The 24911-nt window shown below is 60.1% G+C and carries 19 protein-coding genes and 1 pseudogene; 5 read left to right on the plus strand and 15 right to left on the minus strand.

Features of this window, described 5'->3' with window-relative positions; translation table 11 throughout:
• Positions 1-2 precede the first annotated feature (2 nt).
• From HY795_18285 to HY795_18295, 3 genes are all read right to left on the minus strand, one after another.
• Entirely contained in the window at positions 3-716 is a 714-nt protein-coding gene (locus HY795_18285) for an ABC transporter permease (GenBank protein MBI4807169.1), read from the minus strand.
• Positions 717-822: 106 nt separating this feature from the next.
• Positions 823-1323: a hypothetical protein gene (locus HY795_18290; GenBank protein MBI4807170.1), complete on the minus strand. Its 501-nt coding sequence runs from the start codon at positions 1321-1323 to the stop codon at positions 823-825.
• Positions 1308-2174 (minus strand): RNA pseudouridine synthase, encoded by an 867-nt coding sequence (locus tag HY795_18295; protein MBI4807171.1) that lies wholly within the window; start codon positions 2172-2174, stop codon positions 1308-1310. Before HY795_18295 ends, HY795_18290 begins: the two co-directional genes overlap by 16 nt.
• A gap of 52 nt (positions 2175-2226) precedes the next feature.
• Here HY795_18295 and HY795_18300 point away from each other — a divergent pair, with 52 nt between their 5' ends.
• A complete protein-coding gene (locus HY795_18300; protein MBI4807172.1) occupies positions 2227-4605 on the plus strand; it encodes an AsmA family protein in 2379 nt (792 codons plus the stop codon).
• A 56-nt stretch (positions 4606-4661) separates the two neighbouring features.
• On the opposite strand, the gene HY795_18305 is transcribed toward HY795_18300, so the two are convergent.
• A complete protein-coding gene (locus HY795_18305) occupies positions 4662-4985 on the minus strand; it encodes a hypothetical protein (protein ID MBI4807173.1) in 324 nt (107 codons plus the stop codon).
• 194 nt (positions 4986-5179) lie between these two features.
• Between HY795_18305 and HY795_18310 the strand changes: the two genes are divergently transcribed.
• Positions 5180-8356 (plus strand): UvrD-helicase domain-containing protein, encoded by a 3177-nt coding sequence (locus HY795_18310; protein MBI4807174.1) that lies wholly within the window; start codon positions 5180-5182, stop codon positions 8354-8356.
• Positions 8353-11307 carry a PD-(D/E)XK nuclease family protein gene (locus HY795_18315; protein MBI4807175.1) on the plus strand — a complete coding sequence of 985 codons (2955 nt, stop codon included), beginning with the start codon at positions 8353-8355 and terminating at the stop codon, positions 11305-11307. Before HY795_18310 ends, HY795_18315 begins: the two co-directional genes overlap by 4 nt.
• Before the next feature lie 22 nt (positions 11308-11329).
• On the opposite strand, the gene HY795_18320 is transcribed toward HY795_18315, so the two are convergent.
• From HY795_18320 to HY795_18355, 8 genes are all read right to left on the minus strand, one after another.
• Positions 11330-11932, minus strand: coding sequence for a class IV adenylate cyclase (locus HY795_18320; protein MBI4807176.1), 603 nt, complete (start codon positions 11930-11932; stop codon positions 11330-11332).
• A gap of 4 nt (positions 11933-11936) precedes the next feature.
• Positions 11937-13013: a chemotaxis response regulator protein-glutamate methylesterase gene (locus tag HY795_18325; protein ID MBI4807177.1), complete on the minus strand. Its 1077-nt coding sequence runs from the start codon at positions 13011-13013 to the stop codon at positions 11937-11939.
• Between the two features lie 9 nt (positions 13014-13022).
• On the minus strand, positions 13023-13877 hold the full coding sequence (locus HY795_18330; protein ID MBI4807178.1) for a protein-glutamate O-methyltransferase: 855 nt from the start codon (positions 13875-13877) through the stop codon (positions 13023-13025).
• Between the two features lie 15 nt (positions 13878-13892).
• Positions 13893-15983, minus strand: coding sequence for a chemotaxis protein CheA (locus HY795_18335; GenBank protein ID MBI4807179.1), 2091 nt, complete (start codon positions 15981-15983; stop codon positions 13893-13895).
• A 36-nt stretch (positions 15984-16019) separates the two neighbouring features.
• On the minus strand, positions 16020-16382 hold the full coding sequence (locus HY795_18340; GenBank protein ID MBI4807180.1) for a response regulator: 363 nt from the start codon (positions 16380-16382) through the stop codon (positions 16020-16022).
• Complete coding sequence (locus HY795_18345) at positions 16379-16711, minus strand: STAS domain-containing protein (GenBank protein MBI4807181.1); 333 nt, start codon at positions 16709-16711, stop codon at positions 16379-16381. The genes HY795_18340 and HY795_18345 overlap by 4 nt, the downstream gene beginning before the upstream one ends.
• 17 nt (positions 16712-16728) lie before the next feature.
• Entirely contained in the window at positions 16729-18522 is a 1794-nt protein-coding gene (locus tag HY795_18350) for a hypothetical protein (protein MBI4807182.1), read from the minus strand.
• A 184-nt stretch (positions 18523-18706) separates the two neighbouring features.
• The gene (locus HY795_18355; protein ID MBI4807183.1) at positions 18707-19360 is read right to left on the minus strand and encodes a DedA family protein; all 654 of its coding nucleotides are present in this window, start codon (positions 19358-19360) and stop codon (positions 18707-18709) included.
• 267 nt (positions 19361-19627) lie between these two features.
• Here HY795_18355 and HY795_18360 point away from each other — a divergent pair, with 267 nt between their 5' ends.
• On the plus strand, positions 19628-20926 hold the full coding sequence (locus HY795_18360; protein ID MBI4807184.1) for an MFS transporter: 1299 nt from the start codon (positions 19628-19630) through the stop codon (positions 20924-20926).
• A gap of 19 nt (positions 20927-20945) precedes the next feature.
• Here HY795_18360 and HY795_18365 read toward each other — a convergent pair.
• Positions 20946-21937 (minus strand): annotated as a pseudogene (locus HY795_18365) (methyltransferase domain-containing protein).
• 156 nt (positions 21938-22093) lie between these two features.
• Here HY795_18365 and HY795_18370 point away from each other — a divergent pair.
• Positions 22094-23308: an acyltransferase gene (locus HY795_18370; GenBank protein MBI4807185.1), complete on the plus strand. Its 1215-nt coding sequence runs from the start codon at positions 22094-22096 to the stop codon at positions 23306-23308.
• Positions 23309-23360: 52 nt separating this feature from the next.
• Here the strand turns inward: HY795_18370 and HY795_18375 are convergent, their stop codons facing one another.
• Complete coding sequence (locus tag HY795_18375; GenBank protein MBI4807186.1) at positions 23361-23618, minus strand: hypothetical protein; 258 nt, start codon at positions 23616-23618, stop codon at positions 23361-23363.
• 206 nt (positions 23619-23824) lie between these two features.
• Entirely contained in the window at positions 23825-24784 is a 960-nt protein-coding gene (locus HY795_18380) for a chemotaxis protein CheV (protein ID MBI4807187.1), read from the minus strand.
• Positions 24785-24911 lie beyond the last annotated feature (127 nt).

Consider the following 24911-nt stretch of genomic DNA (forward strand, 5'->3'; position numbering starts at 1 on the left):
CTTTATTCCTCTGCGCGCATGGCCACCACCGGAGGCATCCGGGAGGCCACCAAAGCAGGATAGGACACTCCGACCAGGCTCAGAGTAAAACCCACCAAAACGGCCCAGCCCATGCTGGACGCTACTTCCGCAGCTTGCAGGTGATAGAGTGCGGGCATGCCGAACCTGAAGACGCCCATGAGAATTCCCACCAGCCCGCCGAGAAACGCCCCGGCGAACGCTCCGGCCAGGCCCTGCATTCCAGCTTCAAGCAGAAATAGCCGCAGCACGAAGCTGTCCAGGGCGCCCAGGCACTTCATGGTGCCGATTTCACGGAAACGTTCCGTTACGGCCATGAGCTGCGCATTCACGATGCCCACTGCGCACACCAGAAGGGACAGAATCACTATCCACCGGTCCTTGGCGCTGGCCGCCACCTCGAAGCTGCCCGGATAACGTCCGGGGGCCAGGTCGAACCCGGCCTTGATGAGTTCCGTCTGGAGGGCGGGATCGCCCGAGGCCAGGAGGCCCATGGCCACGTCATGCCCAAGGAGCGTGAAGGCCAGGAAAGCCACAGCCAGCACCAGGCTCATGACCGTGATAAGCGAGCGGAAAAAGCGCACCTTGAGGCTCTTCACGCTTATCTCGAAAGACTTGCCCATGGGCAGGACCACCTGCCTGGCCACGGTCTCCCCGGACTGCGTGAAGGGTCGATGTTTTACGTTCTGCTGGTCCATGCCGGTTTGTATCCGATCTGCGTGGAATTCCTAGTACATTGGTTTGTAGCCCATCTCCCCGCAAATGGAAAGAGGCGGGAAACGTCGATTTGGTGTCAACCGGCGGCTATTCTCCCACCTGCTCGCCCGCCAGGCCGCGCATGTTCTTCCAGGTCTCCTCGTCCAATGCCTTCACCTTTTCGGCGTGCTCATTGAAAAGGCCTTCCAGGCGTTTGCGCTCCTGCGAGTCCCCGGCCCGGCGCGATGCGATAAGCGCGGTCAGGGCGAAGCTCTCGTGGATCTTGGCCAGCCTGTAATTGCGTTCCTTTTCCGGGTAGCGCGCGGGATTCGCCTGGAACACCTCCAGGGCCTTCTCGTTGTCGGCCTGGGCCTGGGCATAGTCGCGAAGAACCAGGTACACCGCGTTTCGCGTCAGGTAGCTCTGGTAATCATCGGGCGACTGCTGCACCAACTGGTCGGCAGTGACCAGGGCGGCCTTTGGCCGGCCGGCATCCAAGAACTCGAGCACCTGCAACTGCTTGTTGGACGGCTCCTTCTTGGGGCCGGAGACCACCGAACAGCCGCACAAGAAAAAGGCCGCGAACAGAATACTTATGATGATCCGCATGCGTTCTCCTTTGAAAATATCTCGATCAACTCTTTAACTTCCTCCCAGTCGGGAAGCGCCTGAGCACTAAATCCTGGGAAATTCACGCACCAATGGTGCAACCGCAGGCCTGGCGCCGCAGGGCCGTCATACAAAACGTCACCCGCTATGGCATACCCAGCCCGGGCGAGGTGGGCCCGTATCTGATGCCTGGCCCCCTTTGCGATACAAGCCTCCACCAGGGTCAACCCGCCAACGGCCGTTATCGGCCGGATGCCTGTCCAGCGAAGGCTGTCCTGGCTGTCGGCGTCAAGCACCTTTACCCGGGCTCGATCCGCCGTGTCCAATGCCCATTTCAGCCGCAAGGGTGCGTCCAGCGCACCGTGGACAAGTGAGAGATAGCGTTTGTCAACGCGCCCGGCGTTCTCCAACAACCGAAAGTTCTCGGCCGCCTGGGGGGTCAAGGCCCCGAGCACGATCCCGGAAGTGTCCCGGTCCAGGCGGTTGACCAGCGTCACCTGCTCTCCGGGCATGAGCTCCGGCAAACATCCCTCCAGGCTCGGTTCGAACGAACCGCACACGCTCACCGAATGAAGGCCGGAAGGTTTGAAAAAGGCCGCGAAAGACTCGCTCTTGCGGATAAGGCGCGGCGCGGCGCACAGGAGCTCAGGGTCGCCATGGGCCATGGCCACGATCTGGCCGCTCCGCAGTTTGTAGCCCTCCGTCCTGGCGGACCCGTCCACCATGGCGGCGCCCCTTCGCACCAGGCGGCGGGCGGCGCGCAGGCTCATGGCGCCGGCCTGGGCCAGAAAACGGTCCAGGCGCTCTCCCTGGGCCTCTAGCGGCACTGCGAATGTCTTTTCGTTTGTCATGGGCACGTATGAGGTCTATAGAACAACGTGAACCTTTCCAAGGAGCGAATGGATGAGAACCCCTATAAAAATCGCGATTTTCTCCGCAGCAGGAGTGTGCGTTCTCATGGCTGCCCTGGTTGTCCTTGGCTTAAGCCTGGACCCCAACGCCTTCAAGAACCAAATAGCCAAGACGCTGAAAGACACTACGGGTCTTGACGTGGCTTTTTTCGGCCCCATCAAGGTCACCTATTTTCCCTCGCTTGGAGTGGAACTCAGCCAAGTGGCCGTGAACTCTCCCGCTGACGTCGGAGGGGACGTTCTGGCCAAGCTCGGCAAGGCCAGCGTGTCCGTCAAGGTGATCCCTCTCCTCTCCGGCAAGGTCGAGGCCGGAAAAGTGAGTCTTGACGGCCTGGAACTAGGCATCGTCCGGGATGAGAAAGGCAACCTGAACCTTCCCAAATCACCGGTGAAAGAGGTGACGTTCGAGGGCGAAAAAGTGGTGATCGTCACCGACAAGAACGAACGCTTCGCCATCGACTACCAGATCGAAGACGTCAGTATAACCAATTCCCGCTTCACGTTCGACGACCGCATGACGAAAAACAAGGCGCGGGTAACCGAATTCAACCTGAACACCGGCCGGGTGGTCCGGGGCAAGGCCTTCCCGGTGACCCTGGGCTTCAACTACTCCCTGGCCGAACCCGAGGCATCAGGGCGCGTGGAGCTCTCCGGGCAGGCCATGGCCATACCCGAAGCCCTGCGCTTCGCCTTCGAGAACGCCAGCCTCAAGACCACCGCCAGCGGCAAGACCCTCCCGGTTAAGTCCGTTGAGGCCAGTTACACGGGCACCATCAAGGTGGACGTGAACAACCAAGTATTCTCAGGAGAAGGGCTCAAGCTTTCCGCCACCGGCAAAGGCGGCATCCTGCCCGAGGCCGGGGCCGGGTTCAGCCTGGGCATGACCATCAAGACAGATCTGAAACAAGGCGTTGCGGACATCACCGGGCTCATGCTCGACGTCATGGGGTTCGCGCTCTCAGGCGAAGTCCATGCCGTGAACGTTCACCAGGCGGCCCAGGTCAACGCCACCCTGGCCACAAACGAATTCAACCCCAAGCAGGTGCTGGAGAAATTCGGCGTGGCCATTCAGGATTCCGGCACGGCCAAAGCCCAGTTCAAGATCAATACGGACATGGCGAAGGGCACCACCGACATCACCGATTTCTCGATCAAGGCCCTGGGGCTGGACATCACCTCGGAACTCCACGCCACGGACATCACGGGAACCGCATCAGTAAAGGGCAAGTTCGCCCTGGCCGAATGCAACCCCCGCCAGATACTGGCCAGACTCGGGCAGCCCTTGCCCGCGTCCTCAGACGCTTCGGCCCTGACCAAGCTCCAGCTGGCTTACACCTTCGAAGGCAGAGGGGACACGTTCTCCCTGCGCACGGAAACCTTCAAGCTGGACAACACCTCCATGTCGCTGGCCATGAATATGGATAAGCACCAGAAACCAAAGATCAATTTTGTTTTCAAGGCGGACAGCCTGGATGCGGACCGCTACATCCCCGCGGGAGGCGGCGAGAAGCAGGCCCCGGCCAAGAAGGATGCGGCCAAACCCGTGGATGTGGCGGCGGACGTGACCGGCACCGTGGAAATCGGCAAGCTCAAGGCGGCCAAACTCCACATGCAGAACGTCAGCGCAAAGTTAGCCATCAAAGACAACACGCTGGAGGTCAGCCCCCTTCAGCTGTCGTTGTACCAGGGGTCACTGAAAGCCAGCCTGCGCCATTCCCTGCGTGGCGGCGCCAACGCTCCTCTCTCGGCCTCGGTAAACGCCGACGGAATTCAACTGGAGCCCTTGCTCACCGACATGCAGGGCAAGGCCAAGCTCTCGGGGCGTGCTTCCGTGAACGCCTCGGTAACGGCAACGGGGCAGGAGGCCAAGGAAGTGCTTTCCTCGCTGAACGGCAAGACATCCTTCGCCTTGAGAAACGGCGCCATCCTGGGCTTCGACCTCTCCCCGGACGTTTTCTCCTCCAAGGAAAAACTCATGGCCCAGGGCCAAGGCCAGGCCAGGACCAACTACGAATCCATCACCGGCAGCTTCCTCATCTCGAACGGGGTGGCCTCGGGCAACGACCTGCTGGCCGTGGTGCCTCCCCACAAAGTGACCGGCCAGGGCTGGATAAACCTCGCGGCCGAAACCCTGGACTACAAGGTACAGGCCAGTTTCGCCAAACTGGCGACCATCCCTGTCCACCTGACGGGCAGCCTCTCTTCCCCGAACGTGTCCGTGGACGCGGCCGCCCTGGCCACAGGCGTTGCCAAGGGCGTTCTGGATACCGTTGTGAAGTCGCCCCAGGGTGTGATCAATGCCCCGGGCAACGTGGGCAAAGGCGCCCTGGACGCCGTGGGCAACATCCTGGGGTTGCCGAAAAAACCGTGAGTTGGGGGAGAAGAGACGCGTGAGAAATCAGGGGGGCAAATGCCCCCCCTTTTTTATCAGTGGTAGGTGCGTTGTTTAAAGGTCCAGTGTGCTTCCGGAACCCGCACCAGATGCAAGTCCTTTCCGCTATCGGCGCACAGCACCAGCTCCATGGTGGCTTCGACCCAGTAGGCCCGCAAGCTCAAGCCATCTTCCTGAAGAGACTCCCCTTGCAGAAGAGTCATGGCCAGATGGTGCAGGGTCTTTATCACGGAATCCGAGAAGTACAGGTCATCGTAATCGATCTCGTTCAAGGTCATTTCACCGAGTCCGAGGCTGTGGGCCACCCGGCTGGTCAATTCCGGATTGTCCTGGTCCGGGGCGTGATGGCTTGTGTGCATGATCCGCCTCCTTGCGAACACTTCGAGGTTCACAAAGCAAATCCTATGCCGCGGCACTTTCATCCCTCCTGGCCGCAAGCCTTTGTATCGGCGGTTCGCAGGTGCAATTTCTCAAGCGCCCAGAGCTGGCGATTGCCCTGCCGGACCGAAGCGATTACACTTGCTTTCAAGCAAGGCCCACCACGAAATCCACGATGATCGAACAACTGCACGCCTCTGCCGGATCCGGCAAAACCTACCGCCTCACCCGGCGCTTCCTGAATCTCCTGATGAAAAGCGGCAGTCCCGCTCCTGCGTGCGGCCCTGTTCCGGGCCAAGGCTACGGCCCGGAGAGCATCCTGGCCATAACCTTCACCAACAAGGCCGCCTCCGAGATGAAGGAGCGCGTGCTCACGGCGCTGAAAAGCCTTGCGCTCGGGCTGCCCGATCCGGATTTTTCCGGCTCCGGGGCCAGGGACACGGCCCGCGCCTGGCTGGAACGCACCCTCAAGCATTTCCAGACCCTGAACGTGCGCACCATCGACAGCCTGCTCAACCAGCTTGCCAGGCTTTTCGCCCTGGAGCTGGGCCTGCCCCCGGACTTCGAGACAAGCCTGGATCAAGACATGGTTTTCGAGGCCCTGTACGACGCAGTAACCGCTCGCACGGCCGGACCCGATCCGGAACTCGAAGCCCTGACAGCGAGGATGGCCGACGCCCTGACCCTCCTTGAGGGCGCTGGCGGTTTCTGGCTGGCCGAGCGGGTGGAGAACCGGCTCAAGGACGTATTCGGCTACCTGCTCGAAAACGAGACGCCAGCCCAGGTCGATGCGGACGAGTTGCACCGGGAGTTGGACGTCCTGAAGAGTTCCCTTGTTCTGGCCGCCCAGGCATTGGAACAGGCCCTGGCTGCCGCCGGAGCCCGGCCGGTATCCAATTTCACCACGCTTCTTGGCGCGCTGACGAATGTTTCGAGCCTCAAGGCCCTGCCCGACTCCGCCTACGCCCACAAGAACGATATCGCCGACTGCCTGGTCAAGGACTCGAAACAGCTGGCCAGTCCCGCGCTGGACGCACTGTATCTCGATTTGCGCCAAGCCTACTCTGAGGCCAAAAACAGGGGCAGCGTCCTGGCCAAGGCCTTGGCCTGGCAGCCCTTTATCGAGTTCGGAGCGCTTCTCATGGAGGCCTTCGCGGCCTACCGCCGGGACAAGGCCGTGGCCCTTCTCTCCCAGCTGCCCGGCAGCGTGGCCGGGCTCCTTTCGGAATCCGGTGGAGTGCCGGAAGCATACTGCCGCCTCGGTTCACGCTTGAACCACCTGCTCATCGACGAATTCCAGGACACGAGTTTGAGCCAGTGGGACGTGCTTTCCCAGCTGTCCCAGGAATGTTTGTCCAAGGGCGGCTCGCTCTTCTACGTGGGCGACGTGAAACAGGCCGTCTACGGCTGGCGCGGCGGAGAGTCCGGACTCTTCGAAGCCGCGGCCAGGCAGCCTGAACTGGCCCACATCTGCCCCGATCCGTTGCGCGAAACCCTGGCCCAGAACTGGCGAAGCGCCCCGGAGATAGTCGCGTTCAACAACCGCTTTTTCTCCTGCCTTGCCAGGAAGGAGGCCGCGAGTCAGGCAGCGGCGGCGCTTATGCCGGAAGCCCCGGAAACGATCCGGGGCTGGCTAGGAGAAAGCCTCGGCAAGGCTTTCTCGGAAGTGGTGCAGGAGGTGCCGCCAGGGCGCGAAAGCGCGAACGGCTTCGTCTGCGTCTCCAAACTTCCCGGCTCATCACCGGAAGACTACGAGCTTTCAGCGCGCCAAGCCCTGGCCGACCTCTTCCAGCACGACCTGCTCAAACGTCGCGCCCCTTCCGAAATCGCCGTTCTCACCCGCACCAACAAAGAGGCGGCCAAAGCCGCGCAGTGGCTGGTCGATCTGGACGTTCCCGTGGTCACGGAAAACAGCCTGCGCCTGGCCGAGCATCCCATCGTGCGGGGCGCGATTTCCTTCCTGGCGTTTCTGGACTACCCGCCGGACAACCTGGCCCTGTGGGGCTTTCTTTCCTGCCGGGAACTCTTCTGCCGCTCCCAGAACGTCTCGCCACAGGCACTTTCGGACTGGCTTGCCGCGCAGTCAAAAGGGCCGCTGTACCGCAAATTCCAGCGCGACTACCCCGAGGCCTGGCAGCGCATCATCGAGCCTTTCCTGAAAGGCGCCGGACCGGCCAGCCCCTACGACCTGGTGCAGGAACTGTTCTCCTCCTGCGGCGTTTTCGAAGCCTACCCGGACGACGAGGTTTTCCTGCGCCGCTTCCTGGAACTGGTTCACAACGCGGAAACGCAAGGATACGGCTCGCTGTCGTCCTTCCTGGAGTTCTGGCGCGACAAAGGGAGCGAGGAAAAAATTCCCCAGCCCGAGGACGCCCAGGCCGTCAGAGTCCTGACCATCCACAAGGCCAAGGGCCTGGAGTTTCCGGTCGCGGTAGTGCCCTTCCATCTCTTTCCCTTCCGCCAACCAGGCGGGCTGGCCACCGTTGGAATGAACGGAACCGAGTTCACCGCCCCCCTCTGCAAGGAACTGGGCGAACCATACCACCGGCAGGCGGCCAAATCCCTGTTCGAGCAGGTGAACCTCCTCTATGTGGCCTGGACCAGGCCCGAGGAAGAGCTGCACATCTACCTGCCAGGGGAAGCCAAGCTGGTGAACCGCTACCCCTTGGCCAAGGCCGCCGAGATTTTGTTCCAGGCTGCCGGAATTTCCCTGGAGGACCAGGAAACCACTTTCGGCCAGCGCCCGCCGAGCCAGGCGGAGCTGGTGCCGTCCCGGCTGCAGCCCGTAAGGGGCCAGGAGCCCCGGTCCGTGCCGGTTCCCCTCACTGCGGCGGCTCCCCTGGAGTGGCTGCCGGGGCTTAAAATCGCCCGAAAGGAGCTTGGCGATCCTTCGGAACGACTGCGCATGACCGAACGCAAGCGGGGCATTGTTCTGCATAAGGCGTTGGAACTCCTGCATCCTGGAGTGGATGTGAGCACAGCCGCAAGCCAGGCTATGGCCCTAAGCAGTGCCGAGGACGACACCATGGAGCAGGGGCTTGTCGACTGCCTTGACTGGCTCTGCTCCCAGGATTTTTTCCCGCAGTGCCAGCACCTGGGGCTGAGGGAAGTAGAGCTTTTGGATGCGGACGGCCAGATACACCGGCCCGACCTCATGGCCTTCACCCCGGCGCAGACCCTTGTTCTCGACTACAAGACCGGGCGGGAAGATCCGGCCCATCATGAACAGCTGCTCAGGTACCTGGAGTTGGCCGCGAAGCTGCCCCAATCTTCCGGGCGGCCGGTGCGCGGGCTTCTTGTCTACGTGGATTTGAAAACCGTGCGCCAGGTCGCCTTGGGGGGCAATCCGTGAACCCGGTAACCGTCATCCCCTGGGACCGCGACTTCCTGACAGGTCTGGCCGAGCAGCTTTTGGAACGTTTCCAGACACGCTTCGAAAGTCTTATCGTGCTGTTTCCGCACAGACGGCCCAGGCGCTACCTGCTGGACAAGCTTTCCTCGGACGAGCGGCTGGCCAAGCCCTGCATCCTGCCGCGCATCGTCTCCATCGACGAACTCTTCGCCGAGCTGGCCGGGCGCATCACGGCCACCCCGCTTCGCCCTCTTTCCGAGCTGGACCGGGTGGGCGTCCTGCACAGGGTGGTCACCGGCCTTCGCGCAGGCCTGCGCGGCCCGGACAACGCCTTGCCTGAGGAAGTGAAGGACTTCTTTCCCTGGGGGCTCAAGCTCTCCTCGCTTCTGGAGGAGCTCTTCCAGCAGGGGGTGGCCGCTTCCAACCTGGACCATGTCCAGGACATGGTGATGCCAACTGCGGCAGCCCTTCTGGGCAGCCTGAAAACCATTCAGGCGGCCTACCGCGAGGCGCTTGTCTCCCAAGGCGCATGCACTCCGGGGCTCTTGCGCTCCATAGTGGCTGACGACCCAGCCAAGGCCGTTGCCATTCTGGACGGAAAACTGATCCTGGCTTGCGGCTTCCACGCCCTCACCGGGAGCGAGGAAGCACTTTTGAAGCCTCTCTGGAGCAAGGGCGCCGCCGAAATCCTCTGGCACACCGACCCCGCGATTGCCGGGCGCGGCGCGAAACCGCATTGGTCCTGCGAGGAGCACGTCCGCTGGCTCAAAAGCTGGAAAGCAACGGCCCAGCTGGCCACGGACGACAAGCTCTCTCCGCTGCCGTCCTGGCGCACCCGCACCGACCAGTTCAGCCTTTTCTCTGCGGCCCAGGAGCCCGAACCGGCCCGCCGGGCATCCATCACTTTCCACCAGGGTTTTGACCTTCACTCCCAGCTCATGACCCTGCGCAAGGAGCTGGACGCCTGCGGCGACACCGCCGGCTACGCCGTGGTTCTGCCGGACACCAGCATGCTCATGCCCGTGCTGCACCATCTTCCGCGCCGTGATGTGAACGTGTCCATGGGCTTTCCCATGTGGCGCTCGCCCCTTTTCCAGCTCATCGAAACCATCCTGCGCCTCCAGGACGGCCGCATGCCCGGCGGCTATCATTGGCGGGAAGTGATCACCCTGCTGCGCCATCCCCTGCTCAAGCTGTTGCGCCTGGGCGACGAGACCCCGCTTCGCATGCTCTTCCACGACTGGGAGGCCTTTATCCGCCAGGGCGAGAAATACGTCGACCCGGCAGCCTGGGTCCCCGCGGACGCCGACCCGCAGTCCGAAGAACTCAGGCAGCGGGTGGTGCGGGTGTGCTTCACCGCGTTCGAGGACACCACGACTCCCCGGCGCATGGCCCAGGCCCTGCTCGGCCTTGCCGAGCTGCTTCTTGATCCCGAGCATTCCGGGGGGCGCTGGGAACGCTTCATCATCGATGCCGCCTGCCTGGCCGGGCTCATCGACCAGGTCATCCCGGAACTGCACGATAGTTCCATAAGCCAGGAGGCTTTCCCCCCCGAGGCCGTGCGCGCCATGGCCAGGGAGCTTCTCAAGCGCCAGCGGGCGCCGTTCGAGGCCGACCCGCTTTCCGGCCTGCAGGTGCTGGGCATGCTGGAAACGAGGCTCCTCACCTTTGAGAAGATCTTCATTCTGGGAGCGACCGAGGAGGCCCTGCCCGGTATCCCCCGGCCCGACCCGCTCCTTCCCGATCCTTTGCGCCAGGCCCTGGGCCTGCCCGGCCAGCGCGAGCGGGACCTCACCTCGGCGCACACGTTCTACCGCCTGATCCAGGGGGCGAAAGACGTGGACATCCTCTACTCTTCAGGAATCCAGCCCGGAATCCTGGACGGCAAGAGCATGCCAAGCCGCTATGTGGAACAGCTTCTCTGGGAGGAAGAAAAACGCCAGGGACGCCTCATAAAGCCAGGCGAAGGGCCGCGCCGCCTTATCACCCTGCCCATGCGGGGCGTGCGTCCGTCCTTGGGAGCGGTGGAAAACACCCCGGCCTGCCGGTTGAAGCTTGAGACGCACCTGCGCTACCGGGGCGTCTCCCCCACCCTCCTGGACAGCTTCCTCAATTGTCCCCTGGCCTTCTTTTACAAATACCTCACGCCTCTTGAGCCGTTGCAGGAGGTGGCCGAGGAAGGTGATCCCCCGGCGTTCGGGCAGCTGGCCCATGAAGCGCTCCAGGACTTCTTCGCCCCGCTCCTGGGCAAGCCCATTGCCCAGGGCGGACTGGACGGGCAAAGGCTCGCGGCCATTTTTTCCGCAAAGCTCCATGAGGCACCGTTCTTCCGGCAGATGCCCGCCCATGCCCGGCTCATGCTTGAGCGCACCGCCCTCCTGCGCCTTACGGATTTCGCCCGCAACACTCCGGCCTGCACCCCTCTGGAGACGGAAAAGCGCATCAAGGCCAGGCTCCAGCTGGACGGGGAACAGTATGACCTGACCGGCACCGTAGACCGGCTGGACCAGCGCGAAGGCGGGCTGTTCATCCTGGACTACAAGACGGGAACCCCGAAAAAGACCGCCAAAAAATTCTGGGATGACGAGGACATCTGGCAGATCGTCGGGTCCGGGGATACGGCTCTTGGGCTCTTGGCCCTGCCCCAGATCGCCGAGAAACTGGGTTCCATCCAGATGCCCCTCTATATGCACGCTTTCTGGAAGGACTCCGGCAGGGAAGCCGCGAACGCGGTATTCGTCTGCTTGGGCAAGGGCGGCGAGGAAACGCCGCTTTTCGGACCAGATGTGGACGAGGAAACCATCTCGACCCGCATTCAGGAGCAGACGCCCCTTCTGGCCGGGTTCATTCTCAGGATGATGCTTGAAACGCCCGCGTTTGCGCCGCTTTCTTCCAGATCCTGCGCCTGGTGCGCGTGGCGCCAGGCTTGCTCAGCCGCTGCGGGCGAGTAGCCGGCGGGGGCGGGGCGAGAGACTATTTCTTGCCGGGAATGGGGCACAACCTGCTCAGGCGCGCCTTATCCCTTTCCGAAAAGATGAAGCTGTCCTGCGGGGGCAGGCCCAGGCGGGCCAGATAGTCCCGGTACAGGTCGTGATACGTAAGGGCTTTGGCCTGCCCCATATCAAGGCCCAGGCAGTCCGCGGCCTTGGCGATGGCGGACGGTTCGCCTTCGATTTCCACAAATTCTCCAAATGGCAACACGTCCAGGCACACCAAAGACTGCCTCAGAGACCATTGCTCGCGAAGTTTCTCGTACCAGAGGGCTTCCTCGTAGCCCAAACCGTGCAGCACCTCGCGCATGGTTTCGAAATCCCCCACCGTGGTTTCCACTTCGTCCATGGCTTTCACGCCAGCGGGGGCAGGCTCGGAAGACGGCCGTTTCCAAGTCAGCACGGCTTTGTCCGTCTGGCGCAGCCTCAAGAGCTCACCGCGCGCCCGGAGGGTGCGATCAGGTGTGTCGAAAACAACGTTTCGCTCGAACCGGCAATCCTTGACCAGAGCGCCCATGCTTTTGAGCATGGACCGGAGCGGGTCGAGCGATTCCACGGCGAATTTTGCTTCAAGTTCCTTGGCCATAAGCCTATCCCGCACAGACGCGCAGCACTTCCCGGGCGATGTCATCCAAGGGCAGCACCCTGTCCACGCCGCCCAGCTTGATCGCTTCCTGGGGCATGCCGAACACCACGCAGCTGGCCTCGTCCTGGGCGATGGTGTACGCCCCGGACTCCTTCATCTCCCGCATGCCTTCCGCGCCGTCGTCCCCCATGCCGGTCATGATGACCCCCACGGCGTTTTTTCCGGCATAGCGGGCTCCGGACCTGAACAAGACATCCACGCTCGGCCTGTGCCGCCTGACCAGCGGGCCGTCCTTGACCTCCACGTAATAGCGCGCCCCGGAGCGTTTGAGCAGCATGTGCTTGTTTCCCGGAGCGATAAGGGCCTGGCCGCGAAGAACGGTGTCGTTGTCCCGGGCCTCCTTGACCGTGACCTGGCAGATGGAGTCCAGACGCTTGGAGAACGCGGCCGTGAAGTTCTCCGGCATGTGCTGCACGATGGCTATCCCGGGGCAGTCGCTGGGCAGGGCTTGCAGGAAAACGCTCAGCGCTTCGGTGCCTCCGGTGGAAGCCCCCACCAGAACGACCTTTTCCGTGGTGCCGAACATGGCCTTGCCCGTGGGCCCGGGCAACATAACGTCAGCGGAAAGTTTGGGCTGCACGGTAAGCGTGGGCACTATGGGCCTTATGCGCATCTTGGCCCGGGCGGCGGCTTTCACGGCGTCGCAGAGGATGGTGCGGGATTCGTCCAGGAACTGCTTGGTGCCGAGCTTCGGCTTGGTGATGATGTCCACCGCGCCATATTCCATGGCTCGCAGGGTCGTCTCGGACCCGGACTCGGTCAACGTGGAGCAGATGAGCACCGGGATGGGATGCTGGGCCATGAGCTTCTTGAGAAAAGTAAGCCCGTCCATGCGGGGCATCTCGATATCGAGCGTGATGACGTCCGGGACTTCCTGGGCAATGTAGCCGGCGGCGTGAAAGGGGTCGGAGGCCAAAGCCATGACCTCGATATCGGGGTCGGAAGAGAGAACCTCCTGCATGGCCTGGCGAACAAGGGCGGAATCGTCGACGACGAGCACGCGGATCTTACCGTTCTTCACGTGTCCACCTCATGTTCTGCGATACACTGTGGGAGCGACGGGAGTAAGAGGCAGATCCATTCCCGTTATGCTTTCCGAATGTCCTATGAACAAATGCCCTCCCGGCTCCAGGCACTGGCAGAAACGCCCCAAAAGGTTTTCCTGTGTCTTTCTGTCGAAATAGATGATGACGTTTCGGCAAAAAACAACATGCATGGGCTTTTCGAAAGAAAATTCCTCCATGAAGTTCAGCCGTTGAAACTGTATTTTGTTCCGTATCTCGGCTGAAAAACGTATGAGCCCGGAACAGTTGTTTTTTCCACGAAGCATGTAGCGTTTCTTGTATTCGTAGGGAGTGTTCCGGAGCTTGTCGTCGGTGTAAATCCCCTTCATTGCTCGCGCCAGCACCTGGGTGGAGATGTCGGTGGCCAGAATACCGAAGCGGAAGCCCGCAACCTGCTGACCGTATTCGGAGAGCACCATGGCCAGGGTATAGGGTTCTTCTCCTGACGAACAGCCTGCGCTCCAGAGGCGAAGCGGGGTGGAGACTCCGCGTCTTTTCAAAAAATCCGGGAGGACCTTGCCTGTGAGAATATCGAAATGCTTGGGTTCCCTGAAGAATTCCGTTGTATTGGTGGTGACCGTATCGATAAGGGAGATCAACTCCGCTTCCATTCCCTTGGGGGTGAAAAGATACTCACAGTAGCGGGAATAGGAATCCATGCCCAGAACGCGCAGACGCTTGTGCAGACGCGCCTCGAGCATGGTTTTTTTGGCAAGGGGCAGCTTGATGCCGCACTCGGAATAGATGAAATCCGCAAGGCGTTTGAAGTCTCGCTCAGGAAGAGCTTGAGGGTGCCGGCAGGCGGTGTGTTCCGTGGTCATGAAACGATTTGCGTTCTATCTGTGCTCGCCCAGAGCCATACGGACAATGCGTTTCACATCCAGAATAAGCGACATGGTGCCGTCTCCCTGGATGGTTGCTCCGGAAAAGCCCTCGAGCTTGCGGAATACCGGGCCCAGGCTCTTGATGACCGTCTGGTGCTCGCCGACCACATTGTCCACCACCATGCCCAGCCGGTAGCCTTCCACGCGCAGGACCACCACCTGTTCGATGGTCGGGCTCTCGCCTGAAAATCCGAACCACTCCCTGAGCGAGATGAAAGGAACCACCTCGCCGCGAAGGTTGATGATGCGCCCCCGCCCGTCCGAGCCCAGGTCCGCGCGGTTTAGTTCCACGCACTCCTCCACAACGTCCAGGGGCATGACGTAGCCCTGGTCGCCGACGCGTACCTGAAGCCCGTCGATGATGGCCAGGGTCAGCGGCAGACGGATGGTGGCCACCGAACCGTTGCCAAGCTCGGATTCGATGTCGATGCTTCCGCGCATGGTGTTCACCACGCGTTTCACCACGTCCATGCCGACACCGCGCCCGGACACGCTCGATACTGTCTGGGCGGTGGAAAAGCCCGGCAGGAATATGAGCTCGAGTGTTTCCCTGAGGCCAAGCTCCGCGTTTTCCGGGATGAGCCCGCGCTCCACTGCCTTTTGCCGCACCCTGTCAGGATCAATGCCTTTGCCGTCATCAATTACCTGGATGACAACGTCTCCGCCGGAGTGCTCGGCTGTGAGCTTCAATGTTCCGCGCCTGGGCTTGCCGGCGGCTTCGCGTTCGGCGGGGGTCTCTATGCCGTGGTCAATGCTGTTTCTGAGAAGATGGATCAACGCATCGCCAAGCCGGTCAAGAACGGTCTTATCCAGTTCGGTCTCCTCGCCGGAGGTAACGAGGTCGATCTCCTTGCCGATTTCCGCCGAAAGATCGCGAACCAGACGGCGGTAGGTGCTGAACGTGGAGCCGATGGGCAGCATGCGGATGGACAAGGTGGAATCACGGATGTCGTCGCTTAGCCGCTCAAGCTGCTCGGCCAGGGTCAACACCATGGCATTGCCCAGGGAGGGGGCGATCTGCTTGATCTGGGCCTGCACGATAACGAGTTCGCCCACCAGGTCCTGCAGGAGGTCGAGCTTTTCGGCGGAGACTCTCAGGCTCGAAGCGCCTTCCGGGCCTTTTTTCTGCTCGGCCTTGTCCTTCACCAAGGCCTGCTCGGCCAGGGCCGCTTCCACAGACTTCTCGGGCAAAAGCCCCGCTTCGGTGAGGATCGCTCCGAGCCGCTTCTGGCCGCTTAGGGCTTTGGACACCCCTTCCGGTGTGATGTCTCCGCGGTCGACGAGTATCTCGCCGAGCTTGCGCAGCTCGACATCCTCGGTAGCGTCCAGAGCCTGCACTGTGTAGTCGCACTCGTCCTCAACAAAGATGAAGACGTCGCGGATGGCGCTTTCCGTAACGTCCGTGGTCAGGAGCACGTCCCACCACAAATGGCAGTTCTGGGCATCCAGCTCACGCAGAGGGGGGACTTCTTCGAGATGTGCGAAGATTTTGGCCTTGCCCAGGCTTTTCAAGTCTTCCAAAAGAAATTCCGGGTTGTTGCCGGTGGCGTAGATCTCCGGTTTGGGCTTGACCCGGACCCGGTAGACCAGCTCGGCGCCTCGCTCTTCCCGTGGGCTGTCCCCCGCCTCGTCAACCACCTGGGGTTCGGCTGAATCAGGCGCTGCGGCAGGCCCCAACGCCCTGAAGCTGTTTAAAAGGTCGGACGCCTGGGAAACATAGGCGGAAAGATCTCCTCCGTCGTTTTCGAGAAGAAGCTTAACGTGGTCCTTGGCTTGAAACGTAAGGTCCAGCAGCGGTTTGGTAACCTCAAGCTCTCCGGATCGGACCTTGTCGAAGACGGTCTCCACCTCATGGGTGAAATTGGCGATGTCATCGAAACCGAACATCGCCCCGGAACCTTTAAGCGTGTGCATGGCCCTGAACACGCGGTTGACGAGTTCATCGTCGCCTGGGGCGTCTTCAAGCTCTAACAGTGCGGATTCGAGCTCATGCAGCAGGTCGTACGCTTCATCCCGGAATGCTTTGCGGTGGATATCTTCCATGCCCAGCCTTGTTCGTATCCGATCTAGGTTTGCCGCCTATCTGAGAACCTTCTGCACCACTGCCAGCAACTGCTCGGGTTTGAACGGTTTAACAATCCAGCCGGTGGCCCCGGCGTCCTTTCCTTCCTGCTTTCTTCCGGCCTGGGATTCCGTGGTCAGCATGACTATCGGTATGAACTTGTAGGCGGCTTGAGCGCGAACCGCCTTGATGAGCGAGATGCCATCCATATTGGGCATGTTGAGGTCGGTAATGACCATTTCCACCTTGCCCTGGAGCTTGGCCAGGGCATCCTTGCCGTCAACCGCTTCGATGACTGAATAACCAGCGTTTTTGAGGGTGAAAGCCACCATCTGGCGTACGCTGGCGGAATCGTCCACGGTCATAACCGTTTTCATCAAGAAACTCCGGAAGTAAACGTTTGTTCAAAATCGTGCTGGTCCAGGCCCAGCCCCTCCGCTGTCAGACGCAGCGGCTCGGGCAGAGGGAGATCCAGAACCACACTCTTGCCATCCAAACTGGCCTGCGAGGCCAAAGCGAACAATAATTGGAAAAAGAGCAAATCAACCCGCTCCACCCCGCTGACATCCAGGTGGAGCACGCTTTTGGCCTTGTCCAAGGCCTTCACCATGTCCTGTTTCAACTCACCCGCGTCCGATATCGCGTATTCCCCGGAAAGCGACAACACCGTCTTTCCCTTTTTGGGCGTGTTAATCTGCTGGATTCCCATAGCGTGAGGCTCCCGGTTCAGAACAGTTCCACGTTGCCGCCGAACTCGCCGTCATCTTGCTCGGCAGAGGCGCTCGACGTGATGCCTAAAGCGTTCTCGTGAACCAGACGCTCGGCATCCATGGTGTAGCGGTCCAGCATTTCACGCAATTTTGGAGACTGGGACAACGCCGCGCCTGCCGGCAAAACGGCATCGAGTTCAAGAACCAACCTGCTCAGCACCGTCTCCGCTTCTCCCATCGAGCTTATCAGTTTTTGCTGAAATTCGAGGGACTGAACCGTGTTTTCAATTTCATCGGAAAGCTGTGAAGCCAGGGTCTGAACTCGATTCGCCGAAAAAGCCGAACGTTCTCCGAGCGACTTGAGGTTGGCCACCTCGTTGTCCAGTTCCGCCACAGCTTCCTCAAAGACATTCCCGTTCCCGGCGTCCTTATTGATGTCTTTCAAAGTAAGCGACGTGGAGTCCACCGAGGCCAAAAGCTCCATAATGGTGTCGGTCTGTCCTCTGGCATCCACCGAGAGTTTCTGTATGGCCGAGGCCAATACGCCCAGGGCTTTGCCCTCCTCGCCTGTGTGCGCGGCCTTGACCGACGCGTTCAGCGCAATGAGTTCTATCTCGGACCCCACCTCCTCGATCTCGGAGACTGAGGAGGACATATACTGGATGGAGTTCCCCACATCATTCATGACACTGGACATCTTGTGTTGCAGCCCCGCGTAGTCCCGCAAAGATTGCGAAATCCTGCGGACCTCGGACTCGATCTGGCCGAGAACGCCTCCCTGGCCAGTCTCCTGGTTCGCCACGGAGCCGGCCTGGGTGGCCATGCTCTGCACACGGATGGCGATATCGCGAAGGCTTGTTCCAAGCGACAGCATGGCCTCTGCGAAACGGTCCTTGGCATTTCCCAACTGCGATTGTTGGAGAACCAGGACACTTTTCATCCAGCCAGCAAGTTCAGCCCAATCCCGGGCGTCATGTCCGCCCTGGGTCTGGGGGCCATCCACCGCCATGGCCTTGGCCTCTTCCGACGCCTCCGCCACATGCTCCAACTGCTGGCGGATAATGTCGTGAAACTGCATGGAGAGTACCGCAGCGGACACGCTCTGCACCATTCCCTCGGCCTCATCCGCTATCTCGGCCGCTGTCTTGCGGGAGGATTCGGTGAGCGAGTCCAGTGCGTCAAGATCGGCCTCAAGAAGATCCAACGCGGAGAGAGAGCAGGATTTCCTGGCCTGGTCCATATCAACCAGGCTTACCGCCGCTTCCTGGCACTGGCTGGTCAGCTCCTGGGCCCGCCTCGAGATGACCTCTGAAGAGCTTGCGATCTTGCCGGCCAGTTTCTCCACATCGTCCGCCAGCGTGCTGAAACCAAGCCCATGACTTCCAAGACGGGCGCTCTCTATGCGGGTGGCTATGCCAAGCATGGAGAGGTGCTTCACCAGCCGGGTGAAATCACGGATGCTGGCGGTGAGTTTGGAACCAACTTCCGCGATGGCGTCCAGATTGGATATGTCCTGGCCCGCGATGGCGTTTTCGCATTCCCGCCCAAGGCGATCAAGATTGGAGGCGAGCTTCGCGGAGGCGTTGCCAACCGCGTCGCCCGCAGTCAGTTCGGCCAGCTCGGAAGCTTCACGCGAAACAGCCACCGCGGCGGTATTGAATCCGTCCAAGGCTTTGCCGAGGCGCAAAAAGTCCTGTTCGCAACCGTGGAACGATTTGAGGAACCTGTTGCCAAGCCCATCCAGCTCTCTGGCACAGAAACGCGCCGATTCGGCGATAGGGGCGTTGTCTTCAGGCAGTATGTCGGACATGATCCCTCGCGCAAATGAATTGACCCAGCACCGAGCGGCACAGCCCCGGATCGCACCGTGGAGTGCGCTTGTCATATTGTACTGAAGCAAACGGGGAGAAAAAGCAAGTCACGACGGAACAATACAGCGTTTCAAGGCAAAAATGCCAATGCTGCCGTCACTGACTGTCCAGGAGGGGCCTTGCCTACTCGCGCGGCGTCTCGCATGAGGACGAGTCGAGCTTTTTTTCGTCATGTGGATGGTCAGCGTCAAGATTGTGCCCGGCACAGGCCTTTTCGGCTTTCTTGCGCTTGAGATGGCGGAAGAACCATACGGCGGCACCCACCACTGCGGCCGCGATGAGTATGATCATCTGCACGTTATGGACGTCTTTGAGCACCGTGGCCACGACCGCCCCGAAAAAATATCCGGCATAGCCGAACGCCACGGCCCAAATGGCTGCACCTATCGCATTGAGGGTGAAGAACTTGAAACCGGAGATATCCGTGGTGCCGAGTATGAAGGGAGTGAGATTTCTCAGGCCATAGAAGAAACGGAAAGAGAGAATAAGGGCTTCATGAAATCGTTCCAGCATCTGGTGCACACGGTCCACGCGGCATTTCCAGGCGGGACGCTTCTCCACGAACTGCCTTCCCTTCCACCTCCCCACGTAAAAAGCCGCCTGATCGCCGGAGAGGCTGCCCACAAAAGCGGACAAGATGCACAGTGACAAATCAAGACCGCCGCTGTGAGCCAAGAACCCCGCTACCAGAAGGATCGTCTCCCCCTCGAAAAAGGTGCCGACAAACAGTGCAACGTAGCCGTAATCCCGTATAAAGCCTTCAAGCATTTCCAACATGATGATCGCGCGCCTGCCTCGCGGTGGCCCAACTCGCGCCGCGTCCGGACAACATTCCAGACCCGCGGCCAGCGATATTCCAGGCCAGGATAACGTAGGTTGTTCTAGCGATGTGGTGCTCGGGGATGAAAGATCCGACGGTGTCTGGCACAGAAGGAGCAAGCCCGGCGTAGTTTGTTTAAGCTTCGGAAGGGCGCTCTGTCCACTGTTTTGACCCCTCCGCCTTCCCCGCGGTTGCCATCACCCTGGGATTTGTCTACTGCGGCAATGATGCCCCGCACTTACGGACTAAGCGTCCGGGGATACCGCTCCCTGGTATTCGCCACCCTGGCGCTTAGCTACATGCTGGTTACATTTCATCGCCTGTGCCCGGCAGTGGTGGCGGTGGATATGATGCGGGACTTGAACGCTGGCGGCGGCCTCATCGGCATGCTCTCCGGCGCGTTCTTTTACTCCTACGCCGCCATGCAGCTCCCGGCGGGTCTCTTGGCCGACTCATGGGGAGCCAGGCGCACCACCTCCACGTTCTATCTGCTCGCCGCCCTGGGAGCGGCCCTCATCGGCCTTGCCGCCGACGCTTCCTGGGCAACCGCGGGACGTATCCTCGTGGGGCTCGGGATGTCCATGATCTGGGTCTGCACCCTGAAGACCCTGGCGGAGTGGTACCCTCCCGAACGTTTTTCAACCATGATCGGCATGCTGGTTTCCATGGGGGGCGTCGGTTCCCTGCTCGCCTCCGCCCCCTTGGCCCAGACCGCGCAGATTATCGGCTGGCGCAACGCATTCATCGGCTTGGCCGCCATCGCGATTCTCGTGGCCGCGCTTCTGTGGGCCATTGTCCGCGACACACCGGCCTTGGCGGGCTACAAGGGGCCTGACGCGCCGCATGGTCTCCCGCCAGGCAGGCAAGCCCTTATCCCCGGGATAAAGGTGGTACTCTCGAACAGATGGGGCTGGCTGGTCGCGGCCTGGCTTTTTTTGGACAACGGAGTGTTCTTCTCCTTTGCCGGGCTCTGGGCCGGGCCGTTTTTGAGCCACATGCACGGGCACAGCCCCGCCCTGGCGGGAACCATCCTGGCCATGGTCTCGGTGGGCTTGGTGACGGGCGGGCCGCTAGTGAGTTATCTGTCCACCAGAGTGTTCAAGAGCCGGAAAACCGCCCTGGCGCTCTGCGCTCTGGGTCTGTGCTGCCTCACAGCCACCCTGTCCTGGGGCATGCACCGCGTCTCCGGCCCCGGGCTCTTTATTCTCTTCTATCTTTTCGGAGTGTTCGGAGGCGCGGCACCCGCCGTGGCCTTTACCACGGCCAAGGAACTGTTCCCGGTGTCACTGGCTGGAACCGCGGTGGGTATAATGAACATCTTCCCCTTCGTGGGTGGAGCCGTGTTCCAGCCACTGCTCGGGATGATACTGGAATACCACGGCCGTGACCCTTCCGGGGCTTTCACAACCGAAGGCTACAGCGCGGCCTTCACCGCGCTGTTTGCCACATCGGTCATGTTGCTCCTGGTCTGCCTCGCACTCAAGGAAACCTTCAGGCCGGAAAGAAACCGGACCGTCTCCTGAAAACGCCATCAAGCTCCGTTCAGCCCATTACGCCAAGCATTATCCCGGAATCATTCGGACCTGAGAAGTCGAGCCTGCGGATATCCCGTGCCCCTGCGGAAGCCAGCATGTCCCTGAGCTGGGCCTCGGAGTAGGATTGGCCTTTTGGGTGCCCAGAAGCATGTTCAGGGAAAAGAGAGCCGGGAATTCCGGTCCGTCCATGGTGTCGTTCAGGATGAACTCATGGATGAAAAGCAAGCCCCCTGGCTTGAGGGCCCTGGCGGCCTTGGCCAGGATGTTCCGGCAGCTCTCCGGCCCCTCGGCGTGGAGAATATGGGAGAGCCAGGCAACGTCATATCCTCCCGGAAGTGGATCCTGGTGGTAGTCTCCCGCCAAAAATTCTACCCTGCTCTCCACCCCAAAACGCGAGATCGTGGCCTCGGCGAAACTCCTGGTCCCGGCCAGATCGAACACCGTGGCTGTAAGCTGTGGGTTCTCCAGGCAGAAATGGATTGCGTAGGTCCCGGGCCCTCCACCCAGATCCAAAAGGCGCTGCCTTCCGGTGAAGTCCAGTTTTTTGGCCACCCCAGGGGCGATGCCTGAAGCCAGGTTGAACATGCCAAGAAGGAAATCCTCCCGGTCCTCATCGCTTCGGCGTTGTTCGCGTGCGGGCTTGCCGGTACAGACAGATTGCGGAAGCATGGACCAGGAGGCCATCAGCCTGTGGTGGTGCCGGATGATGTAGCCCATGTACCGGGGTGAATTCTTGACAAGAAACGTCCTGGCTAATGCTGACAGGGTGAAATGCTCCCCGGATTTGACCAGCAGTTCCATGGAGGCCAGGGCGTTCAGGAGCATGGCCAGAGCCCTGTTGTCGCAGTGTATTTCCTGTGCGAGCTCCTCCGAGGTCCTGGGGCCGGAATCAAGAGGTGTGAACACATCCAGCATGGCCCCGGCATGAAGAGCGCATGTCTTCCAGTAGGAGCCTGAAATTTCAAGCAGCGGGCCTGGCGTAAGGATTGGTTCGTTCACGGTGATTTCCTCGGCATCATGCGTTTTTCTGATTTGAAGCAAATGGACACTAACCCTCTTTCATTCTCCCCACCACCCTTCTCAAGAACAACCGTCAGGACCGGCAGAACCGACCGGCTAGCAAACTCCGGGTGATTAGGATAGTGAGCGTGGCGAATGAACCGCGCCTCACCACCTTCCCGCGTAACGTCATTGGACGGGCTCCGGGGCATAGCCGCCTTTATCGTTATAATCTCTCATCTTATCGCTGGTTTTTTCCCTGTGCTCTACTTCGGTGCGGAGGGGAAAGCTGACGCAACTCTTCAGCATGCCATCGCAACGTCTCCGTTGTTCGTTTTGTATAGCGGCACCTTTGCCGTGTATGTCTTTTTCGTGCTCAGCGGCTATGTTATCGCCGCATCAGCGGCCAAGACCCGCTGCCGGCTGCCCCTGCTGGTGGTAACCAGGTATCTGCGGCTCACAGTGCCTATCCTCTCGAGCGTCTGCCTTGCCTACGCCCTGGACAGACTCTTCCCCGGAGCGTCTCAGCGGGCGGCGCAGATTGTCGGGCACTGGTGGCTTGGTTTCATGTACCAGCTCCCCGACCCTCCATTCAGCGCGGTCCTGCGAGAAGGTTCTTACAGCGTCTATTGGACCGGCTTGTCCTATTTCAACAACGTGCTTTGGACCATGCGCGTCGAGCTGGCGGGGTCTTTGGCAATCTATGCGCTGTATCTGCTCGTCTCCAAATCCGTCCGTGTTCCGGTGTTGCTCTTCACGGCGCTCGTCTGCTTCTTCGTCCAGCAATGGCCTTCCAATCTCCTCGGTTTCTTTTTCGGGGCATTGCTTTTCGAGGCGCAGTCGCATGGGAAACTCAAACAGAACAGCCTTCTGGGTGCGGCGCTTCTTCTCATCGGGCTTTTTCTCGGCGGTCTGCCGTTTGCACCGGCTGAAGGCACCATCTATGAGGCGATTTCCGCCTTTGTGGGGAGATTCAGTCCGGCTTTCAGCACGGTACGCGCCATCGGGGCCACCGCCCTGCTTCTGGGAATCATTCTCTGGAAGAGGTCTGGGGCGGTTTTAGACTCACGCCCGTCCCAGTTTCTCGGCAGGATTTCCTTCGCGCTCTATCTGGTCCATTTTCCGCTTCTGTGCATCGGATTATCGGAACTCTACTGGAGGTTCGGTTCTTCAGGCCCGGTACCCATGACCCTGTCCATCATCTGCTATGTTGGTGTTACGATCCTGGTGGCCTATGTTTTCACTGTTGCGATCGACGAACCAACCGTGCGGATTCTCACCCGTATCAAAAAGGCCTGGTCCGTGAGGCCGGCCAGGATCGACATCGTGGACGAACCGGCCGTTGCCCTTGAAGCGCGGGAAACGCCATAATCCCGCCGGTCACAAAGCAGGCTCCCGCTCCGAACGCATGAGACTTCCCTGGCTACCCCTCCCGGCCTGACAGAGAACTGTGCTCAAGCCTGGCTGCCGCTTTCTTCCATTCGTCGGGCGGACATTGCCCCTCTTCAATGACCTCAAAGAATTCCCCCGGGCCAAGCACCAGCAGTTCGTTTTCGGGATGGCGCCGCCTAAGCCAAGTCGGCGCTTCCCGGGCCTCATCCACGCCGTCAGCGGTGAAAATCGCCACGGGCAGCCGTTGCTCGTTGCCGCCACATCTGTAAAGCAGATAGGACTTTGCCATAGTAAGCTCCTTCAAATCGCAGAAGCTCGTGTACAACCAAGGCAACAAAGCGGGACAGTCTTGCGGATGTCAAAGGATCACTCAGGACAACACCGGACTCTCTCCAATCCGGCTTTGCCGGTTCCACACGGCACACACTCCGCAACCGCACGCATGCGAGCATGGTCCAGGAACTCTCATCCCAGCAGCCGCATTTTTTTCTTCAATCAAGAAGCCGTGTTCGTCGACCTGGCGGTATTTATGAGCTGGATCGACCGGGCCGCCAATTCCGAAAACTCCGGTTTGCTGATCTGCATGTCCGCCCCCACCGATTGCCCTTTGTGACGCAACGAGTCGGTAATCAAAGACGAAAACAGGATAACCGGCACTCCGCGCAGAACAGGGTCTGATTTTATTTTTTTGGTCAAGGTCATGCCGTCCATGCGCGGCATTTCAATGTCGGAAACAATGATATCAATCATTTCTTCAGCGGAGCGGAATCCCTCATGGAGATTATCCCTCTGATGAATCATTATGTTCCAGGCCTCTTCCCCGTTCGATGCCGTAACAATATTAAATTTCGATTCTTCCAAGCTTCTTACTATCAAATCACGCATGGACCTTGAATCGTCGACAACGAGTGCCGTGTATGCATTCTCCACATTCTGTATGGCTTCATGATTCATATTTGTCTGGTACGAATCGTACTCTGCAAGGAAGCTTTCCAGGTCAAGCATGAGCAAGGAATGCTCCTTAAAATGCACTATCCCAGTAACGCATCCGGATTCAACTGAAGTCAAGAACCTTCCTGGCGGTTCAACATCTTGCCAACTGACACGGTATATCTGCGTCACCCCAGAAGCAAGGAAGCCAATCAAGGTATTATTGAATTCCGTAACAAGGATGACTTCATGACGGGACGCTTCCTTCTTAAGCCGGAGCCATATGCTGAGATCTATGACAGGGAGTACCTTTTCCCGAAGCGGGATCGTTCCCATGAAGCAGGGGTCTACGGCGGACTTGCCGGAAACCAAGCCGGGATTTTCAATCACCTCAAGAACCTTGGCGACGTTTACTCCGAAATAATGGGTTTGTTTTTCTCCAGAAGCAGTACCCTCGGATATGAAAAACTCAATAATTTCCAGCTCATTAGTTCCGGACTCAAGCAGTATTTCGCTGCCACTCATGGTCTGCCCCTTTGTGGTTCGACGCAAATCCTCATCCGCCAGCCGGGTTCCCTCATTGGCGGATGAATTTCATCGATCGATGAACAAGGAAACGCTGCCCCGCATCTTGTACTACACAAGTAAGATG

This window comes from Desulfovibrio sp. (assembly GCA_016208105.1).
Classification (GTDB): domain Bacteria; phylum Desulfobacterota; class Desulfovibrionia; order Desulfovibrionales; family Desulfovibrionaceae; genus Fundidesulfovibrio.

Bases quoted from the DNA above. Each gene is read 5' to 3' on its own strand.
- HY795_18285 (MBI4807169.1), bottom strand. From the start codon at position 716: ATGGACCAGCAGAACGTAAAACATCGACCCTTCACGCAGTCCGGGGAG.
- HY795_18290 (MBI4807170.1), bottom strand. From the start codon at position 1,323: ATGCGGATCATCATAAGTATTCTGTTCGCGGCCTTTTTCTTGTGCGGC.
- HY795_18295 (MBI4807171.1), bottom strand. From the start codon at position 2,174: ATGACAAACGAAAAGACATTCGCAGTGCCGCTAGAGGCCCAGGGAGAG.
- HY795_18300 (MBI4807172.1), top strand. From the start codon at position 2,227: ATGAGAACCCCTATAAAAATCGCGATTTTCTCCGCAGCAGGAGTGTGC.
- HY795_18305 (MBI4807173.1), bottom strand. From the start codon at position 4,985: ATGCACACAAGCCATCACGCCCCGGACCAGGACAATCCGGAATTGACC.
- HY795_18310 (MBI4807174.1), top strand. From the start codon at position 5,180: ATGATCGAACAACTGCACGCCTCTGCCGGATCCGGCAAAACCTACCGC.
- HY795_18320 (MBI4807176.1), bottom strand. From the start codon at position 11,932: ATGGCCAAGGAACTTGAAGCAAAATTCGCCGTGGAATCGCTCGACCCG.
- HY795_18330 (MBI4807178.1), bottom strand. From the start codon at position 13,877: ATGACCACGGAACACACCGCCTGCCGGCACCCTCAAGCTCTTCCTGAG.
- HY795_18335 (MBI4807179.1), bottom strand. From the start codon at position 15,983: ATGGAAGATATCCACCGCAAAGCATTCCGGGATGAAGCGTACGACCTG.
- HY795_18345 (MBI4807181.1), bottom strand. From the start codon at position 16,711: ATGGGAATCCAGCAGATTAACACGCCCAAAAAGGGAAAGACGGTGTTG.
- HY795_18350 (MBI4807182.1), bottom strand. From the start codon at position 18,522: ATGTCCGACATACTGCCTGAAGACAACGCCCCTATCGCCGAATCGGCG.
- HY795_18355 (MBI4807183.1), bottom strand. From the start codon at position 19,360: ATGTTGGAAATGCTTGAAGGCTTTATACGGGATTACGGCTACGTTGCA.
- HY795_18360 (MBI4807184.1), top strand. From the start codon at position 19,628: ATGATGCCCCGCACTTACGGACTAAGCGTCCGGGGATACCGCTCCCTG.
- HY795_18370 (MBI4807185.1), top strand. From the start codon at position 22,094: ATGAACCGCGCCTCACCACCTTCCCGCGTAACGTCATTGGACGGGCTC.
- HY795_18375 (MBI4807186.1), bottom strand. From the start codon at position 23,618: ATGGCAAAGTCCTATCTGCTTTACAGATGTGGCGGCAACGAGCAACGG.
- HY795_18380 (MBI4807187.1), bottom strand. From the start codon at position 24,784: ATGAGTGGCAGCGAAATACTGCTTGAGTCCGGAACTAATGAGCTGGAA.